At 74.0% G+C, this 17,926-nt stretch carries 16 protein-coding genes; 4 read left to right on the top strand and 12 right to left on the bottom strand.

Annotated features, from left to right (window positions below; all coding sequences use genetic code 11):
• Window positions 1-125: 125 nt before the first annotated feature.
• From A4V12_RS04160 to A4V12_RS04145, 4 genes are all read right to left on the bottom strand, one after another.
• A complete protein-coding gene (locus A4V12_RS04160) occupies window positions 126-992 on the bottom strand; it encodes a methyltransferase domain-containing protein (protein WP_064067793.1) in 867 nt (288 codons plus the stop codon).
• The gene (locus A4V12_RS04155) at window positions 989-2,101 is read right to left on the bottom strand and encodes a glycosyltransferase family 4 protein (RefSeq protein ID WP_079136798.1); all 1,113 of its coding nucleotides are present in this window, start codon (window positions 2,099-2,101) and stop codon (window positions 989-991) included. Before A4V12_RS04155 ends, A4V12_RS04160 begins: the two co-directional genes overlap by 4 nt.
• A 56-nt stretch (window positions 2,102-2,157) precedes the next feature.
• Entirely contained in the window at window positions 2,158-2,556 is a 399-nt protein-coding gene (locus tag A4V12_RS04150; protein ID WP_064067791.1) for a 6-pyruvoyl trahydropterin synthase family protein, read from the bottom strand.
• 79 nt (window positions 2,557-2,635) lie between these two features.
• Window positions 2,636-3,616, bottom strand: coding sequence for a zinc-dependent alcohol dehydrogenase (locus A4V12_RS04145; RefSeq protein WP_064067790.1), 981 nt, complete (start codon window positions 3,614-3,616; stop codon window positions 2,636-2,638).
• 122 nt (window positions 3,617-3,738) lie between these two features.
• Between A4V12_RS04145 and A4V12_RS04140 the strand changes: the two genes are divergently transcribed.
• Window positions 3,739-4,548, top strand: a complete 810-nt coding sequence (locus tag A4V12_RS04140; RefSeq protein ID WP_107415315.1) for a CDP-alcohol phosphatidyltransferase family protein — start codon at window positions 3,739-3,741, stop codon at window positions 4,546-4,548.
• A gap of 52 nt (window positions 4,549-4,600) precedes the next feature.
• Here A4V12_RS04140 and A4V12_RS39410 read toward each other — a convergent pair whose 3' ends face one another.
• Together A4V12_RS39410 and A4V12_RS04130 are read right to left on the bottom strand one after the other, a co-directional pair.
• Complete coding sequence (locus A4V12_RS39410; protein ID WP_064067789.1) at window positions 4,601-5,635, bottom strand: hypothetical protein; 1,035 nt, start codon at window positions 5,633-5,635, stop codon at window positions 4,601-4,603.
• Window positions 5,636-5,759: 124 nt separating this feature from the next.
• Window positions 5,760-7,319, bottom strand: a complete 1,560-nt coding sequence (locus A4V12_RS04130) for a hypothetical protein (protein ID WP_064067832.1) — start codon at window positions 7,317-7,319, stop codon at window positions 5,760-5,762.
• Between the two features lie 319 nt (window positions 7,320-7,638).
• Here A4V12_RS04130 and A4V12_RS04125 point away from each other — a divergent pair, with 319 nt between their 5' ends.
• The 3 genes from A4V12_RS04125 to A4V12_RS04115 all read left to right on the top strand — a co-directional run bounded on the left by A4V12_RS04125 (window position 7,639) and on the right by A4V12_RS04115 (window position 11,792).
• Window positions 7,639-8,205 (top strand): PadR family transcriptional regulator, encoded by a 567-nt coding sequence (locus tag A4V12_RS04125; protein WP_064067788.1) that lies wholly within the window; start codon window positions 7,639-7,641, stop codon window positions 8,203-8,205.
• A gap of 134 nt (window positions 8,206-8,339) precedes the next feature.
• Window positions 8,340-10,073: an acyl-CoA dehydrogenase family protein gene (locus A4V12_RS04120; RefSeq protein WP_064067787.1), complete on the top strand. Its 1,734-nt coding sequence runs from the start codon at window positions 8,340-8,342 to the stop codon at window positions 10,071-10,073.
• Window positions 10,074-10,346: 273 nt separating this feature from the next.
• Window positions 10,347-11,792, top strand: coding sequence for a glyceraldehyde-3-phosphate dehydrogenase (locus tag A4V12_RS04115; protein WP_064067786.1), 1,446 nt, complete (start codon window positions 10,347-10,349; stop codon window positions 11,790-11,792).
• Window positions 11,793-11,891: 99 nt separating this feature from the next.
• Here A4V12_RS04115 and A4V12_RS04110 read toward each other — a convergent pair whose 3' ends face one another.
• From A4V12_RS04110 to A4V12_RS04085, 6 genes are all read right to left on the bottom strand, one after another.
• On the bottom strand, window positions 11,892-12,248 hold the full coding sequence (locus A4V12_RS04110; RefSeq protein WP_064067785.1) for a DUF6204 family protein: 357 nt from the start codon (window positions 12,246-12,248) through the stop codon (window positions 11,892-11,894).
• Window positions 12,249-12,320: 72 nt separating this feature from the next.
• Window positions 12,321-13,253, bottom strand: coding sequence for a TauD/TfdA dioxygenase family protein (locus tag A4V12_RS04105; RefSeq protein WP_064067784.1), 933 nt, complete (start codon window positions 13,251-13,253; stop codon window positions 12,321-12,323).
• Window positions 13,254-13,425: 172 nt separating this feature from the next.
• Window positions 13,426-14,715: an LLM class flavin-dependent oxidoreductase gene (locus tag A4V12_RS04100; protein ID WP_199831213.1), complete on the bottom strand. Its 1,290-nt coding sequence runs from the start codon at window positions 14,713-14,715 to the stop codon at window positions 13,426-13,428.
• A gap of 162 nt (window positions 14,716-14,877) precedes the next feature.
• Window positions 14,878-15,894: an ABC transporter permease gene (locus tag A4V12_RS04095; RefSeq protein ID WP_350497996.1), complete on the bottom strand. Its 1,017-nt coding sequence runs from the start codon at window positions 15,892-15,894 to the stop codon at window positions 14,878-14,880.
• The gene (locus tag A4V12_RS04090; RefSeq protein ID WP_079136791.1) at window positions 15,891-16,766 is read right to left on the bottom strand and encodes an ABC transporter ATP-binding protein; all 876 of its coding nucleotides are present in this window, start codon (window positions 16,764-16,766) and stop codon (window positions 15,891-15,893) included. Before A4V12_RS04090 ends, A4V12_RS04095 begins: the two co-directional genes overlap by 4 nt.
• A 7-nt stretch (window positions 16,767-16,773) precedes the next feature.
• On the bottom strand, window positions 16,774-17,832 hold the full coding sequence (locus A4V12_RS04085; protein ID WP_064067782.1) for an ABC transporter substrate-binding protein: 1,059 nt from the start codon (window positions 17,830-17,832) through the stop codon (window positions 16,774-16,776).
• Window positions 17,833-17,926 lie beyond the last annotated feature (94 nt).

The following is a 17,926-nucleotide window of genomic DNA, read 5'->3' as shown; positions in this document are numbered from 1 at the left end:
GGGCGGCCGCGCCGCCGGGGCCGTTCCGGGAGAGGGGGCCGGCCGGCCGCGTACCGCACGGGCGAGCGCCGCCCGGCTGCGGGCCAGCAGGCGGCGGGCCTTGGAGGGGCGCGCCGCCCCGGCGGTCACGCGGCGGCCTCCGCCGACGCGGCGGCCGGGAGGGCCAGCACGTCGCTGTGGTGCACCACCACGCGCAACTCGCCGGCCTCGCAGGCCTCCATACGGCGCCGGAGGTACGCCGTGGCGCGCGGCGCGAGGTCCGGGCGCTGTTCCCGGGCGGCACCCACCCAGCCACGGAGCCACTCCGCCGTCAGCGCGGAATCACCGGCGCCCAGCCGCCACGGACTGGACCCCACCAGCACGTCCATGCCACGCGCCGCGAACACCTGTCGGGCCGCCGCGACGGCGTCCGGCCCCAGCAGCCGGCGGCCGTGGTCCAGGCGGCGCTGATGGTCGTTGAACGCTCCTCCGATGGCCCCGTCCAGCGGGTCGGACGGGGTCAGTTCGACCCGGCCGGCCACCGACAGCGCCAGCAGCACGGGGCACCCGGCGCCCGCGCAGGCCGCGGCCAGCGCGTCCACCTCCTCGTGCGTGAGCAGGTCCAGGAGTGCCGACGCGGTCACCAGCCCCGTACCGGAGAGCTCCGCCGCGGTGAGGCGGCCGATGTCCCCCTGCCGGGTCGACACCGTGACGCGGCCGCCGTCGGCGCCGGTGCGCGGCATGCGCGCGGCGGCCAGTTCGAGCAGCTCGGCGTCGTGGTCGTGCAGCACCCAGTGCTGCGGGCCGCGCAGCCGGGGCGCCAGCCACCGGCCCATCGAGCCGCTGCCGCAGCCCAGGTCCCGTACCACCAGCACGGGTTGCTGCCGCGGCCGGTCGAGGCCCAGGTGCTCGCGGAGCGGGTCGAGGAGTCCGACGGCGCGGGCGGCGGCGTCGGCGGGCTCCCGGAGCGCCAGCCAGTCGGGGGCGAATCGGGGTCTGTCGGTCACGCTCACGCGGCCTCCCTGGGTTCCAGCCGGAGCTGTTCCAGAGCCTTGGCCAGGCTCCGGGTGGTCATCTCCCAGCCGGCCAGCGCGGTACGCCGCCGGCGCGCGGCGACCTTCGCGCGGTGCCGTTCGCCGGGCTCGCTCAGCCAGCGGCGCAGCGCCGTGGCGAGCGCGGCCGGGTCGTGCGGCGGTACGAGGGCGCCCGGCACGCTGCCGTCCGGGGCGTTCCCGACCGCCTCGGGGAGCCCGCCGACGGCCGTCGCCAGCACGGGAACGCCCCGCGCCAGCGCCTCCGTCACGGCCATCCCGTACGTCTCGGCGTGCGAGGCGAGCACCAGCAGGTCGGCGCCCGCGTAGCTGGCGTTCAGCTCCGGCCCCCCGCGCGGGCCCGCGAGGTGCACGCGGTCGTCCAGACCGTGCCGGGTGACGAGGGCGCGCAGCCGGTCGACGTACCCGGGATCCTGGACCAGCCCGCCCACCAGGGAGCAGCTCCACGGCAGGTCGGCGACGGTCGCGAGGGCCTCCACCAGCTCGTACTGCCCCTTGCGCGGGGTCACCGAGGCCACGCACAGCAGCCGCGGGTCGCCGCCGGTGCCCCGAGCGGTGTCCCGGAGGGCACCGGGCGCGGTCGCGCTGCCCGGTGCCAGCGGGCCGATGTCCGCGCCGGGCGCGGCGACGTGGACGCGGTCCGGGGCGAGCCCGTGGTGCTCCACGAGCCGGCCCGCCGCCCAGCGGCTGGTGGCCACGATCGCCGCCGCCGCGCGCAGCGTACGGCGCTCGGCGGCGTCCAGGACCGCGGCCCGGTCGCGGGGGAGCCCGGTCTCGTCCCCCAGCGGCAGGTGCACCAGCACGGCCAGGCGCAGCCGGTCCGCCTCGGGCACGACGACGTCGGGCGCGGCGCAGGCCACCAGCCCGTCGATCAGCAGCAGGGAGCCGTCCGCCGGCTCCGCGAGGATCCGCGCCAGCTCCTCGCGCGCGGCCGGGGCGGGCCGGGGCCAGTCGCCGGCCACCAGGTGCTCGCGCACCTGCCAGCCGACGGCGGGCAGGTCCCGGCACACCCGGCGGTCGTAGACGTTGCCGCCGCTCGGCGCGGCCGGGTCGTCGACGCCGGCCGGCATCACCACCCGCACCGTGCGGTCCGGCGGCGCCGCGCCGGCCGTGTCGTGGTCGTCGCTCACAGGGCCCGCTCGTAACTCGCCCACGCGATGTGCGACTCGTGCAGGGTGACCGTGATGCCGGCCAGCCCGCGCGCCCCCTCGCCGAGGGCGCCGGCGTGGACGCGTTCGGCCAGCCGGTCGGCGACGACCTTCGCCAGGTACTCGGTCGAGGTGTTGACGCCCGCGAAGTCCGGTTCCTCGTCGAGGTTGCGGTAGTTGTACGCGGCCACCACGCCTGCCAGCTCCTTCGTGGCGAGGCCGATGTCGACGACGATGTTGTCGGCGTCCAGCTCGGCACGGCGGAAGGTGGCGTCCACCAGGTACGTCGCCCCGTGCAGACGCTGCGCGGGTCCGAAGACCTCGCCGCGGAAGCTGTGGGCGATCATGAGGTGCTCGCGGACTGTGACACTGAACAACGGCTGTGACCTCCCGGTCCGTCCTGCGGGGCCCGTCTGCGGCCCCCCGGTGTTGATACGGCCGGTGACGGCCGTGCGTTCAGGCCCCTTCGTAGCGCACCCGGTGGCAGAGTCCGGGCAGCTCACCCCCGGCGACGGCGCGCAGCACCGACGGCAGTTCGTCGAAGGCGCACTCGCCGCTGACCAGGGCGTCGAAGACGGGGTCGGCGAGCAGGTCGAGCGAGAGCGCCAGCCGGTCGGCGAACGTCCGCCGGGAGCGGCGGGCCTGCGACACCCGGCCCACCTGGCTGCCGCGGACGACGAGCCGGCCGGAGTGGAACGCCTCGCCCAGCGGCAGGCTGACCTTCCGGTCCCCGTACCAGCTCAGTTCCAGCACCGTGCCCTCCGGCGCGAGCAGTTCCAGCGAGCGGACGAGACCGGCCTCGGTGGCGCTGGCGTGGACGGCGAGGTCGCAGCCGTCCAGGGCGTCGCCCGGCAGCGCGAAGTCCACGCCGAGCGCGGCGGCCACCGAGGCGCGGGCGGGGTCGGCGTCGACCAGCTGGACGCGCACCCCGGGGTAGCGGGCGAGCAGGGCCGCCACCGAGCAGCCGATCATCCCCGCCCCCACGACGGCTATCCGGTCGCCGACCAGCGGTGCGGCGTCCCACAGGGCGTTCACCGCGGTCTCCACCGTCCCGGCCAGTACCGCCCGTGCGGCGGGCACGCCGTCGGGCACCGGCGTCACCGCACCGGCGGGGACCACGTACCGCGTCTGGTGCGGGTACAGGCAGAAGACGGTGCGGCCGGCCAGGTGCGTGGGACCCTCCTCGACCAGACCGACGTTCAGGTACCCGTACTTGACCGGTCCGGGGAACTCGCCGTCCTGGAACGGCGCCCGCATGGCGCCGTACTGGCTCTCCGGTACGCCGCCGCGGAAGACCAGGCTCTCCGTCCCGCGGCTCACCCCCGAGAAGAGGGTGCGGACGACGACGTCGTCGTCGCCCGGTTCCGGCAGGGTCACGTCGCTGATGCCGCCGTGGCCGGGGGAGCGCAGCCAGAAGGCGCGCGCGGTGCGCTTCACGGGTTCTCCTGTTGAACGCTGGGGTGTCGGTGCACGTTTGGAAGGTGACGAGGCCGCACACGGTGGACGGCGGCCACTGACTCTGTCACAGGTCCGGAGGGTGTTCCTTGTCCGTGCGCGACATCACCGATGCAGACCCGGGCGCACGTCCGGACGCCCGGCCGGGCGCACGTCCGGACGCGCGTCCGCTGCGTCTCGAGCCCGCCCTCGGCGCGGCCGCCCAGCTCGTACTGCTGCTCCTGCTCGGTACGGTGACGGGGCTGGGCCCCGCCGGGTGGCTCACGGGGCTGGTGTTCACGGTCGCCACCTGGGGGGTGCTCACCCGCGCCCTGTTCCGGTCGTGGCCGGGCCCCCTGCCCTTCGGGCCCGCCAACGCCGTCACGCTGGCCCGGACGACGCTGGTGGGGGGTGTGACGGCGCTGGTCGCGGACGTGTTCACGGGCCGGCCGCCGGTGGCGGCGCTGGCCGCGCTCACCGCCGTGGCACTGGTGCTGGACGCGGTCGACGGCCGGGTGGCCCGCCGCACCGGGACGGCGTCCCCGTTCGGGGCGCGCTTCGACATGGAGGTCGACGCCTTCCTCATCCTGGTCCTCAGCGTCCAGGTGGCGCTGGAGGCGGGTGCGTGGGTCCTCGCGATCGGCGCCATGAGGTACGTGTTCGTCGCGGCGGCCCGCGTCCTGCCGTGGCTCGACGGGCCGTTGCCGCCGAGCATGGCCCGCAAGACGGTGGCCGCGGTGCAGGGCGTCGTCCTGCTGGTGGCCGGAGCCGGTGTCCTGCCGCGGGTACCGGCGTCCGCGGTGGTGGCGGCCGCGCTGGCGCTGCTCGTGTGGTCGTTCGCCCGGGACGTCCGGTGGCTGTGGCGGGTCCGCCCGGCGGGTCGCGCGGTGCGGCGGCCGCTGCGGCTGGGCGGCGTCGGGGCGTCGCGGACCTGAGGCGTACGGCCGGAAGCCGCGGCCGTCCGGCCCGGACAGGGGCGTACGGACGTCAGGCGAGCCCCCAGTGGTGGAGCCGGCCGTCCTCACGGGTGAGCCAGGTCCCGTCGCCGAACGCGGTGACGACGTCCCCGACCGGCCGGGGGTAGCGCAACCGCCCCAGCGGCCGCAGCGAGTCCGCCGCCAGGAGCCAGTGCGCCGGCCCCAGCGGGCCGTGCCGGGGTACGTGATCGCCCGTCACCAGCAGGTGCGCCTCGTCCAGCGGGTGCACCTGCTCGAAGTCGTCGTTCTCCGGGTCCCACGACAGGTCGTTCAGGTCGAGCACCGCCGTCGGGCGCGGAGCCGCCGCCTCGTGCAGGGCCAGCTCGTACCGGTCGTCGTCCAGGCTCATGTGCTCGGCGCGCCGGAACGTCACGAGCCGCGACGTCCGGGGGACGAACCCCGCCAGTCCATGGCGGTCCGGCCCGCCGCCGACGGTCCGCAGGCCCCGCCGCGACGCTTCCGCCCAGTGGCTCGCCCAGCCGTACCAGGCCGTCCAGAACGACGCCCCGAGCAGCCCCCCGTCCTCGCGCCACTCCAGGGCGAGGGCACCGGAGACCGCCGCGACCGGCTGCTCGTCCAGGACGTCCCCGGTCGCCGCGTCCAGGAGCAGCAGCCGGTCCCGCCCGTACCCCCGCCGCGCGACCTCGTCGGCGGGCAGCGGCGTGGGTACGGCGGCCGCGACGAAGCGCCCGCGCGGGTCCGCCGCCGGGGCGCCGGGCGCCCGGGGCGGCCGGTGGCCCCCGTGCCAGGTGTCGTGCCCGCGTTCCCAGCGGACCGTTCCGTCATCCGCCAGCGCACGGACGCGCTCGGACTCGGCGACGACGAAGCCGCCGTCGGGCGCCGGTTCCGCCCGCGCACCGGGCGGCAGTTCGCAGGAGCCGACCGGCTCCCGTACGCCGGCGAGGTAGGGCTCCCGGTCGTGCACCTCCGCGCGGTTCCCCGTGCGTACGTACAGCCGCCCGCCGAAAACCGCCCGGACCGTGCCGGGCTCCTCGACCGTGCCGAGCGCCACGACACCGATGCGTACGTCCCCCGTCTCCCTCATGATCCGCATCCTGGCAGGGCCCGCGGACCCGCCGTCACCGGGGCGGTACGGCGGCCCGGTGCGCCGCGCCCGATGCGCCGTACCCGCCGCGCCGTACCCGCCGCGCCGGGCCCGCCGTACCGGCTCAGCGCGGGCCGTAGGCGGTCAGGAAGCGGTCGCGGAAGGCGTCCATGCGCCAGACCGGGGCGTCGGGGCCGGGCTTCGGCCCGTTCTGCCAGCCCCAGTCGGAGATCCGCTCCAGTACCGCGGGGTCACGGGCCACGATCGTCACCGGCACGTCACGGCCCAGGCGGTCGCGCGTGACGGTCGGGACGGGCTGGTGGTCACCGAGGAAGACGACCACGGTGTCGTCGTCGCCGTACTTCTCCACGTACGAGAAGAGGCTGTCGAGCGAGTACTCGACGGCGCGCCCGTACTCGGTGCGCACCTGGTCGGGGTCCTCCCAGACCTCCTCGGGGTCCTTGCCGGCCTCCTTGACGGACTCGTAGACGGAGCCGTCACCGAGACCGTCCCACGGCAGCATGGTGGGCACCGGTGCCCACGGGTTGTGGCTGGAGGTGAGGATGATCTCCGCCATCAGCGGGCCGCGGCCCGGCCTGCCGTGCTCCAGACGCTCGAAGGCCGCCAGGCTGAACTGGTCGGGCACGGGCGTCCAGCTGAACTTGGGGCCGTGGTACCCGAGGGTCCTGGAGTCGTAGACGTTGTCCAGTCCGTAGAACCGCCCCTCCGGCCAGGCCCGGGTGACGCCCGGCATGATGCCGACCGTCCGCCACGCGCCCGCGCGGCGGAAGGCGCTGGTGAGCGTCAGACGGTCGCTGGACGTCAGGTCCCGGTAGCGCCGCTGGTTGTCGATCCACAGGCCCGACGCGAAGGTGGAGTGGGCCAGCCAGCTGCCGCCGCCCGTCGTGGGGGAGGTGAGGAAGGCGCTCCGGGACGAGAACCCCGCGGCGCCCAGCCGGCGCGACCCGTCGTCGAGGACCGCGCCGATCCGCGGCGCCAGTTCCGGGTCCTGGACCGCGCTGCGGCCGTAGCTCTCGATGAAGACGAACAGCACGTCCTTGCCGCGCAGTCCGGTCAGCAGCCGGTCGGCGGGCGTGTCACGGAACGCGTCGACGGCGGCCTCCGCGGCGAACGCCTCCCGGTCCGCCATCCCGTCGCGCACCTGCTGCACCCGGCCGCTCACGACGTCGGCCGCGCCGCGGGAGGCGACCGCCGCGCCGGAGACCTGGACGCCGAGCGCCGCGCACAGGACCCACACCGTCCCCGACACCAGGACCGCCGGGGTCGCCACGGCGCGGTGCCGGACCACGACGCGGGACAGCCGGACGACCGAGAGGGCCATGGAGACCAGCAGGGCGACGACGAGGACCCCGGCCCCGATCACCGCGGCGGTCGCGACGGCCGGGCCCATGGAGTCGCTGAGGAACGACTCGGCGTCGTCGAACAGGACCCAGTCGAGCACGGGGTCGAAGGGCCGGACGAGCACGGAACGGAAACCCATGTCGAGGACGTTCAGCAGGGTCACCAGGCCCAGGCCGGCCCCCGCGAGCGCCGCCACCACCCGCCTGGCCCGCGCGGGCAGCACCAGCAGCAGGGCGACCCCGGCTATCGCCTCCACCGGTATGCGGGTGAACGTGCCCGGTGTGAGCCGCTCCACCCGGTCCGGCAGCAGCAGGGCGGCCATCACGAGCACGGCGGCGAGCCCCGTGCCGGCCCGTGCGGCCACGGCCCGCGCCCCCGCCCGGCGCCCCTCCGCGGAGGGCGCGGTCCTTGCGCGCGGCAGCAGACGAGACGTCCCGATCGACACCCGGAGGTCCTTCCGTACGGATCACAGCGGCACGGCGGACCCGGCCCGCGGGCAGGGGCCGCCGTGGAGGGTACGGCCCGCGGGCCCCCGCCGTTCAAGGCCGGGCCGCGGACCGTGCCCACCGGGGCGGGTGAGCCGCGTCTCACCCGGGCGGAGGCGCTTGTCTATGCAACGAGTTGCATAAGAGGATCGGGGCATGGCGCTCGACCACGCGATCCTCGTGTCCCTGCTGGAACGGCCGGGCTCCGGCTACGAGCTGGCCCGGCGCTTCGAGCGGTCCATCGGCTACTTCTGGACCGCCACCCATCAGCAGATCTACCGCGTGCTCAAGCGCATGGAGGGCGACGGCTGGATCGACGTCCGCGAGGTGCCGCAGCAGGGCCGCCCGGACAAGAAGGAGTACTCCGTGGCGGCCGCCGGCCGAGCCGCGCTCTCCGCGTGGCTGCACGAGCCGATCGAACCGGAGAGCGTCCGCCACGACCTCGCCGTGAAGATCCGCGGGGCCGCCTTCGACGACCCGGCCGCGCTGATCCGCGAGGTCGAGCGGTACCGGCAGGTCCACGGCGAGCGCCTCGCCCACTACCTCGCGGGCGAGGTGCGCGACTTCACCGGCCCCGGCGCCCCGCACGCCTCCGGCCCGCCCGACGCGGGGCGGGAGCTCCAGCACGTGGTGCTGCGCGGCGGCATCGCGTACGAGCGGATGACGCTCGCCTGGCTCGACGACGTGCTCGCCACGCTCCGCAGGCTCGGCACCGCCCGCTGACGGGGCTCCGGAGGCGGGCGACCGGTCACCCCCGGCCGCGTCACCCGACCACCCTCGCCCCCCCTTGCCCCTCTTCGTCCCCACCGACCCTCATGCACCGATACCACCGACCCTCCCGGAAAGGCGGACACCCCATGGCCGACCCGCTGCTGTTCAACCCGCGCACCTACGACCCCGCGCACTTCGACCCGGAGACCCGCAGGCTGCTGCGCGCCACCGTCGACTGGTTCGAGGAGCGCGGCAAGCGCAGGCTCATCGAGGACTACCGCTCCCGCGCGTGGCTCGCCGACTTCCTGGCCTTCTCCGCCAAGGAGGGCCTCTTCGCGACCTTCCTCACCCCCGCGTCCGCCGCCGGCGAGGACTCCGGCGACCAGGGCGCCAAGCGCTGGGACACCGCCCGCATCGCCGCCCTCAACGAGATCTTCGGCTTCTACGGGCTCGACTACTGGTACGCCTGGCAGGTCACCATCCTCGGCCTCGGGCCGGTCTGGCAGAGCGACAACGCCGCCGCCCGCGACCGGGCCGCCGAACTGCTCGCCCAGGGCGAGGTGTTCGCCTTCGGGCTCTCCGAGAAGACGCACGGCGCCGACATCTACTCCACCGACATGCTGCTGGAGCCCGACGGCGAGGGCGGCTTCCGGGCCACCGGCTCCAAGTACTACATCGGCAACGGCAACGCCGCCGGTCTCGTGTCCGTCTTCGGCCGCCGCACCGACGTCGAGGGCCCCGACGGGTACGTCTTCTTCGCCGCCGACAGCCGCCACCCGGCCTACCACCTGGTGAAGAACGTCGTCGACTCCTCCAAGTACGTCAGCGAGTTCCGCCTGGAGGACTACCCCGTGGCCGCCGGGGACGTGCTGCACACCGGCCGGGCCGCGTTCGACGCCGCCCTCAACACCGTGAACGTCGGCAAGTTCAACCTGTGCACCGCCTCCATCGGCATCTGCGAGCACGCGATGTACGAGGCCGTCACCCACGCGCACAACCGGATCCTCTACGGCCGGCCCGTCACCGCCTTCCCGCACGTGCGCCGTGAGCTGACCGACGCCTACGTCCGCCTCGTCGGCATGAAGCTCTTCAGCGACCGCGCCGTCGACTACTTCCGCTCCGCCGGGCCCGACGACCGCCGCTACCTGCTGTTCAACCCGATGACGAAGATGAAGGTGACCACGGAGGGCGAGAAGGTCATCGACCTCATGTGGGACGTCATCGCCGCCAAGGGCTTCGAGAAGGACAACTACTTCGCCCAGGCCGCCATCGAGATCCGGGGCCTGCCCAAGCTGGAGGGCACGGTCCACGTCAACCTCGCGCTGATCCTGAAGTTCATGCGCAACCACCTGCTGGACCCGGCCGCCTACGAGCCCGTCCCCACCCGCCTCGACGCGGCGGACGACGCGTTCCTCTTCCGGCAGGGCCCCGCGCGCGGCCTCGGCTCCGTACGGTTCCACGACTGGCGCCCGGCCTTCGACGCGTACGCCGACGTGCCGAACGTCGCCCGGTTCCGGGAGCAGGCCGACGCCCTGTGCGAGTTCGTCACCACCGCCGCGCCGGACGAGCGGCAGAGCCGCGACCTCGACCTGCTCCTCGCCGTAGGACAGCTGTTCGCGCTGGTCGTCCACGGCCAGCTGATCCTGGAGCAGGCCCGCCTGACCGGCCTCGACCAGGACGTCCTCGACGAGCTGTTCGCCGTCCTGGTGCGCGACTTCTCCGCCCACGCCGTCGAGCTGCACGGCAAGGACTCCGCCACCGAGCGGCAGCAGGAGTGGGCGCTCGGCGCGGTGCGCCGCCCGGTCGTCGACGAGGAGCGCTCGGCCCGGGTCTGGCAGCGCGTCGAGGCGCTGTCCGGCGCCTACGAGATGGCGCCGTAACCCGGCACGGTCCGGCGGGGGCGCGTGGCCGCCCCCGCCGAACCGGCGGGCGGCCCGGTGGACGGCCCGGTGGGCGGCCCGGAGGGGATCCCGTCCGGGGGACCGTCCGGCCGCGGCGTGGACAAAAGTGGATGAAGGCTGATGAACAGGCGGCCTGTCACCCTCGTCCGGGCCCTGATGCCACCCCCGCCGGGCCCCGGTGCGGGACCCAGTGAGAGATCAAAAGAGCATGGGGTTAGCATATGAGCGCCGCCTAGCTCGAAAGATAAACCTGTGACTGTCAACGACGACTCGTTCACCAACTGGAAGAACCGCGAGGAGATCGCGGAGTCGATGATCCCGATCATCGGGAAGCTGCACCGGGAGCGCGACGTCACCGTCCTGCTCCACAGCCGCTCCCTGGTGAACAAGTCGGTGGTCAGCATCCTCAAGACCCACCGGTTCGCCCGGCAGATCGCCGGCGAGGAGCTCTCGGTCACCGAGACCCTGCCGTTCCTGCAGGCCCTCACCGGGCTGGATCTCGGCCCTTCCCAGATCGACATCGGCATGCTCGCCGCCACCTACAAGACCGACGACCGCGGTCTGTCGGTGGACGAGTTCACCGCGGAGGCCGTCGCCGGCGCCACGGGTGCCAACAAGATCGAGCGCCGCGAGGGACGCGACGTCGTCCTGTACGGCTTCGGCCGCATCGGCCGCCTCGTCGCCCGCCTCCTCATCGAGAAGGCCGGTTCCGGCAACGGCCTGCGCCTGCGCGCCATCGTCGTGCGCGGGGGCGGCGAGCAGGACCTGGTCAAGCGCGCCTCGCTGCTGCGCCGCGACTCGATCCACGGCCAGTTCCAGGGCACCATCACCGTCGACGAGGCGACCAGCACGATCGTCGCCAACGGCAACGCGATCAAGGTGATCTACGCGAACGACCCGTCCGAGGTCGACTACACCGCGTACGGCATCAAGGACGCGATCCTCATCGACAACACCGGCAAGTGGCGCGACCGCGCGGGCCTGTCGAAGCACCTGCGCCCCGGCATCGACAAGGTCGTCCTGACCGCCCCGGGCAAGGGCGACGTGCCCAACATCGTCCACGGCGTCAACCACGACACCATCAAGCCGGACGAGCGGGTCCTGTCCTGCGCCTCCTGCACCACCAACGCCATCGTCCCGCCGCTGAAGGCGATGGACGACGAGTACGGCGTCCTGCGCGGTCACGTGGAGACCGTCCACTCGTTCACCAACGACCAGAACCTGCTGGACAACTACCACAAGGCCGACCGTCGCGGCCGCTCCGCGCCGCTCAACATGGTCATCACCGAGACCGGTGCGGCCTCCGCCGTCGCCAAGGCGCTGCCCGACCTCAAGGCGCCGATCACCGGCAGCTCGATCCGCGTCCCCGTCCCGGACGTCTCGATCGCCATCCTGAGCCTGCGCCTGGGCCGTGAGACCACCCGCGACGAGGTCCTGGAGTACCTGCGCGACGTCTCGCTGCACTCGCCGCTCAAGCGCCAGATCGACTTCACTACGGCCCCCGACGCGGTCTCCATGGACTTCGTCGGCTCGCGCCACGCCTCGATCGTCGACGCCGGCGCGACCAAGGTCGACGGTGACAACGCCATCCTCTACCTCTGGTACGACAACGAGTTCGGCTACTCCTGCCAGGTCATCCGGGTCGTCCAGCACGTCTCCGGGGTGGAGTACCCGACCTTCCCGGCGCCCGCGGTCTGACCCGCACGACGGACGACGCGGGGGCGGCGACCGGATGCCTGTCGGCTCCGGTCGCCGCCCCCGCGGCCGTCGGGCGGCGGACCGCCGCCGGCGCGACGGTCAGGCGCTCTTCCGGGCGGCGCGCCGCTGCCGGGCGCCCATCGGCGCGTACGACAGGTCCTCCGCCTGGGACCTCAGGTTCTTGTAGCCGTACCCGCGTCCGTCCAGCCACGCCCTGGCCGCCTCCTCGGCGCGCTCCGTCGCGGCCAGGACGTCCTCCTCGGCCTCCCCGGAGTCCAGGAAGCGGAAGGTGAACGCGGGCCGGGCGGCCACGTCGTAGCTCAGGTGCCCCTCCGGCGTGAAGGCCGCGTGCAGGACGTCGTGCTCGGCGGCGTCCGCCAGGAGGTCGGCCCGCTGGCCGGCGTCCAGTCCGTCGAAGACGCCACGGACGGTGATGCGGAAGGTGCGTTCGCTCATCGTCCGACCCTAACCAGCCGGACGGCCGGGGCTCCACGCGTTTTTCCGTGCCCCGGCCGCCGGCGGGGCCGGTCAGGCCGCCGAGGGCGTGTAGTGGGCGGCGTCGTCGCCCTCCACCGCGCGGCTGCGGCCGCCGTCGACCCCGGCCGGAACGTCCCCGGCGACGGTGACACGGTGCAGCAGGCGCGGCAGGTCGCCGTAGTCGTCGGGGGCGTAGTGCTGGGTGATGCGGTTGTCGAACAGCACCAGGTCGCCCGGGTTCCAGGCGATGCGCACGACGTTCTCCGGCCGGGTCACGTAGGACTGGAGAAGCCGCAGCAGGTCACGCGACTCCGACGGGCCGAAACCGACGAGGCTCTGCGCGAACCCGCCGATGAACAGGGCGCGTTCCCCGCTCTCCGGGTGGACACGGACCACCGGGTGGGCGGTGCGGTAGCGGCGGGACACGAACTGCCTGCGGTGCTCGGCCGCCTTCTCGCTCCGCGGCTCCGCGTAGTCGTGGGCGTTGGTGTGGACCGCCCACAGCCGGTCGGCGAGCTCCCGCAGCGGCTCGGGGAGGTCCCGGTACGCGGCCGCCGTGTTGGCGATCAGCGTGTTCCCGCCGTACGGCGGGACGACCAGGGCCCTCAGCGTGGACGCCTTCGGGGGAGTACGGACGAAGGTGACGTCCGTGTGCCAGTGGTTGGCCCGGATGCCCTCGTCACCGTCGACGGGCAGGATGTTCGGCTGCCCGTCGACCGACGGCACCGTGGGGTGGGCGGTGGTCAGTTCCCCGAAGAGGGACGCGAAGCGGAGCTGACCGGCGTCGTCGAGGTGCTGGCCCCGGAACACCAGGGCCTTGTGCTCCAGGAGCGCGGCGCCGACCGCGTGGACGGTCTCGGGGGCGATGTCGCCGGCCAGGTCGAGGCCGTGCACCTCGGCGCCGATGCGCCCGCCGATCCGGCGGATGTCGAGGCCGTCCGGGGTGGCCGGTGCGGGGGAGGCGGTGGGGGTCGTGGTGGTCATGGACCGCGGTCCTTTCGTCGAATGGCTCGAATGGCTCGGGTGGGTCGGGTGGGTCGGGTGGGTCGGGTGGGTGTGGGGTCGTGTGGGTGTGGGTGTGGGTGTGGGTGGGCGGGGGGGTGGGTCGGTGGTGCGGAGCGGGGGAGTGGCGGGCGGGGCCGGCCGTGGCCCCGGGTCAGGCGTGGGCGCCGCGGCGGCCGGCCGGCCTGGCCAGTCCGTAGTGGTCGCGCAAGGTGCGCCCGGTGTACTCGGTGCGGAACAGGCCGCGTGCCTGCAGGACGGGGACGACCTGGTCGACGAAGTGGTCGAGGCCGCCGGGCAGGTAGGGCGGCATGATGTTGAAACCGTCCGCCGCGCCGGCGGTGAACCACTCCTGGAGCTCGTCGGCGATCTGCTCGGGCGTGCCCGCCACCACGCGGTGACCGCGCCCCCCGCCCAGCCGGGCGATCAGCTCCCGCAGGGTGAGGCCGTCCCGCCGGGCCAGCTCCGCCACGAGCGTGAAACGGCTCCGGTTGCCGTTGATGTCCCGCTCGTCGGGCAGCTCGGGCAGCGGACCGTCCAGCGGCAGGCCCGTCAGGTCGGTGCCCAGCATCCCGGACAGCTGCGCCAGGCCGTACTCGGGCACCTGGAGGTCGGTGAGCTCCTGTTCGAGCGCGCGGGCCTCCGCCTCGGTGGAGCCGATGACGGGGCAGATCCCGGGCAGGATCCGCACCTGGTCTTCGGTCCTGCCGTACCGTGCCAGCCGGCTCCGGAGGTCCTTGGCGAACGCCTGGGCGTCGGACAGGGTCTGCTGCGCGGTGAACACCGCCTCCGCGTGCCGGGCCGCGAACTCCCTGCCGTCCTCCGACGACCCCGCCTGGACCAGCAGCGGGTGCCCCTGCGGTGACCGGGGCACGTTCAGCGGCCCGCGCACCCGGAAGTGCTCGCCGCGGTGGTCGATGGGCCGGACCCGGTCGGTGTCCGCGTAGATCCCGGCCGCCCGGTCCAGGACGATCGCGTCGTCGTCCCAGCTGTCCCACAGCTTCACGGCGACGTCGACGAACTCCCGCGCCCGCTCGTAGCGCAGGCCGTGCTCCAGGTGCTCGTCGCGGCCGAAGTTCCTGGCCTCGTCCACCGATCCGGAGGTGACGATGTTCCAGCCCGCCCGGCCGCCGCTGAGGTGGTCGAGGGAGGCGAACGCCCGGGCCGTGGAGTACGGCTCGTTGAACGTGGTCGAGACGGTGGCGATGAGCCCGATGCGCCGGGTGGCGGTGGCCAGCGCCGCCAGCAGCGTCAGCGGCTCGAAGCCGCCCAGCGCGTTGTGGCGGACGTTGCCCCACAGGGCCAGCCCGTCGGCGAGGAACACCGAGTCCAGCAGGCCGCGTTCGGCGGTCCTGGCCAGTTCCACGAAGTACGCCGGGTCGGTGACCCGTTCCGGCGTGGTCGCGGGGTGCCGCCAGGCGGCGTCGTGGTGGCCGGCGTTCATGAGGAAGGCGTTCAGGTGCAGTCGGCGGGGTGGGGAGGCGGGCACGGTGGAGTCCTTCGGGTGCTGAGGGCGGGGGTGGGGCGGGGCAGGGGGCAGGGCGTGGGCCGGGCGCGGCGGCAGCCGGCCGGACCGGTGGACGGGCGGGAGGCGGAGGCGGGCGGGTCAGCCGCCGGCCGGCACCCGCCACGAGCTGAGCCGGCGCTCCAGGGTGACGAGGAGCTGGTTGAAGGCGACGCCGATGGCGGAGATCGTGATGATCCCGGCGTACATCTGCGGAATGGCGAAGTTGTACTGGGAGGCGTTGATCAGGTGGCCGAGCCCGGCCTTGGCGCCGATCATCTCCGCCGCGACCAGGACCAGGATGGACACGGCGCCGGCCAGCCTGATGCCGGTGAACACCGACGGCACGGAGGCCGGGAGGATCACCTTCTGGAACAGCCGCACCGGCGGCAGGTCCAGCGACCGCGCCAGCCGCAGCAGCGTCGGGTCCACGGACCGGACGGCGCTGATGGTGCTCAACAGCACCGGCCAGGTGCAGGCGTACACGACGATCGAGATCTTGGACGTCTCGCCGATACCCAGGAGCAGGACGAACACCGGCAGCAGGGCCAGGGCGGCGGTGTTGCGGAACACCTCCAGCAGCGGCCCCAGGAGGTCGGCCACCCGCCGGTACCAGCCGATCAGCAGCCCCAGGGGCACGGCGACGGCCACCGCGATCCCGAACCCGGTGAGGGAACGGGTCAGACTCGCCAGCGTGTCGTCGGCGAGCCGGCCGTCGGCGGCCAGCCCCCACCACGCCACGGCGACCTCGCTGAACGGAGGCAGGAACGTGCGGTCGACCAGCGCCAGACGCGGCGCGCTCTCCCACAGCAGGAGCAGGGCCACGATCGCGACGGACCGCGTGCCGGCCCGGACCAGCCCGTACAGCGCGCGGCGGACGGCGGGCCGCAGCCTCCTCGCGCGCGGCCGGGCCGGTGCGGCCTTGCGCGGGCCCGGCGCCGGCTGGTGCGGGGCGGTGTCCTCGCGACCCGCCCCGGCGGGACCGGTGGTGGCGGCGGGACCGGTGGTGGCGGTGGTGGCGGTGGTACCGGGCCCGGCGCCACCGGGGGTGGGCGCGGTGTCGGTCGCGGTGCCGGTCGTACCGGCGGGACCGTCGGCGATGTCGGTCACGGAACTCATGGGGCGACTCCCTGCCTCTCCTCCTGCTGGGCCCTGGACACCTCGTCGCGCAGCAGGGACCAGATGCGGTGCCGGTAACGCGCGAACTCCGGACTGGAGCGCGGATCGTCGACGCTCGTCGGGGGCGGCAGGTCGATGGGGACGACCTCCTTGATACGGCCGGGCCGGGAGGTCATCACCGCCACCCGCTGCCCCAGGTGGACGGCTTCGTCGATGCCGTGGGTGATGAACACGATCGTCTTGCCGGTGCGCTGCCAGATGCGCAGCAGCTCGTCCTGGAGCGACTCCCTGGTCTGGGCGTCCAGCGCCGCGAACGGTTCGTCCATGAGGAGGACGCCGGGGTCGTACGCCAGGCTGCGGGCGATCGCGACCCGCTGGCGCATACCGCCCGACAGCTCGTGCGGATGGCGCCCCTCGAAGCCGCTCAGGCCCACGAGGTCCAGGAACTCCCGTGCCCGGGGCGCGCGTTCGCGCCGGGGCACGCCGGTGGCCTCCAGCCCGAACTCGACGTTGCCCTGGGCGGTGCGCCAGGGGAGCAGGGCGTACTGCTGGAAGACGATGCCCCGGTCGAGCCCCGGACCGGTGATCGGTGAGCCGTCCAGCAGGATGCTGCCCGCGGTGGGCCGGGACAGGCCGCCGAGCAGGTCCAGCAGGGTCGACTTGCCGCACCCGCTGGGGCCCACGACGACCAGGAACTCACCGGCCCCCACCGTCAGGTCGATGCCGTCCAGGGCGGTGACCGCCGTCCGCGTACCGTCCTCGGCCTTGACGGGGAAGTCCTTCCGCACACCCCGGAACACGATCCTGGCGGTGTGCGTGGTGTGCGTGGTGTGCGTGGTGTGCGTGGTGTGCGCGGTGTTGTGTTCGGGCATGGTCCCTCTACCTCCCGCTCGCCGTCGCCGTCGCGGCCGTCTTCGCGGTCGCGGAGGCGTTGTGTTCGTTGGTGAAGAGGGCGTCGAGCCGCACCTTGCCGCGGTCGATGTCCCCGCGGTCCGCCAGCCAGTCGATCCACAGGTCGAGTTCCTTGCCCGCGATGCGCCCGCCGGGTTCGGCCACTCCGTACGACCGCCAGTACCGCAGGGCGTCGGCGTCCTCGTTGCGCCGGCGCTTGCGCACGATCTCCGTCATCCGGGCGATCACCGCCTGGCGCGGCGTGCTGCGCGACCAGTCGAGCGCCCGGCCGACACCGGTGACGAACGTCCGTACCGTGCCGGGGTTCTGCCGCAGGAAGCGCTCGGTCATGACGTACGTCCCGGCGCTGAACGACCCGAGGAGCGCGTGGTCGGTGAACAGGGGCCGCAGACCTCCCCCCGCCAGGGCCTTGTCCCGGAGTATGCCGCTGAGCACGGCGACGTCGATCTGCCGCTGCCGCAGGGCCTGCTCCGTGTTGACCGGTGGGACGACCAGCGCCTCCACCTTGTCGGCATCGGCGCGCGACAGGCCGCCGCGCTGGAGGTAGATGTCCAGCATGGCCTCGGAGTGCGCACCGAGGGTGTTCATGCCGACCTTCTTGCCGATCAGGTCCCGGGCGGTACGGATCGGGCTGTCCGCCCGCACGTAGTAGCCGCTGTACGCGTGCTCGTCGGAGCCGTAGTAGCTGATGACCGACTTGATGGGTGCGCCGCTGGCGGCGAGTTTCACCACCGCGCCGTTGAAGGCGCCGCCGAAGTCGGTCTGCCCCGTGGCCGCCGACTGGATGTCCTGGGGGCCGCTGATGGTGTTGCCCACCCACTCCAGTGCGACGTCCTCCAGATAGCCCAGGTCCTCCGCCAGTTCGGCCGGGGTGACCTGGCCGGTCCAGCCCTGGTAGCGGAGGGTCCGGGTCCCGCCCCCGGAGGAGGGGCCGCCGCCGAGGGCCGTGCCGCAGCCGACCGTGACCGCCGAGAGGCCGAGCAGGGTGAGGAAATGGCGTCGGTTGACCGGGGACAGCGTGCTCATGGGAACGTCCTGTTCAGAGGCTTCGGGAAACCGGGGTGACGGTGCGGGACGGAAAGCCGGGCGCGACGGGCCCGTGGGTGGCTCGCGGGGCGGC

The organism is Streptomyces noursei (genome assembly GCF_001646665.1).
GTDB classification, from domain to species: Bacteria; Actinomycetota; Actinomycetes; order Streptomycetales; family Streptomycetaceae; genus Streptomyces; species Streptomyces lavendulocolor.
This window is presented reverse-complemented; position numbering and strand designations above follow the sequence as displayed.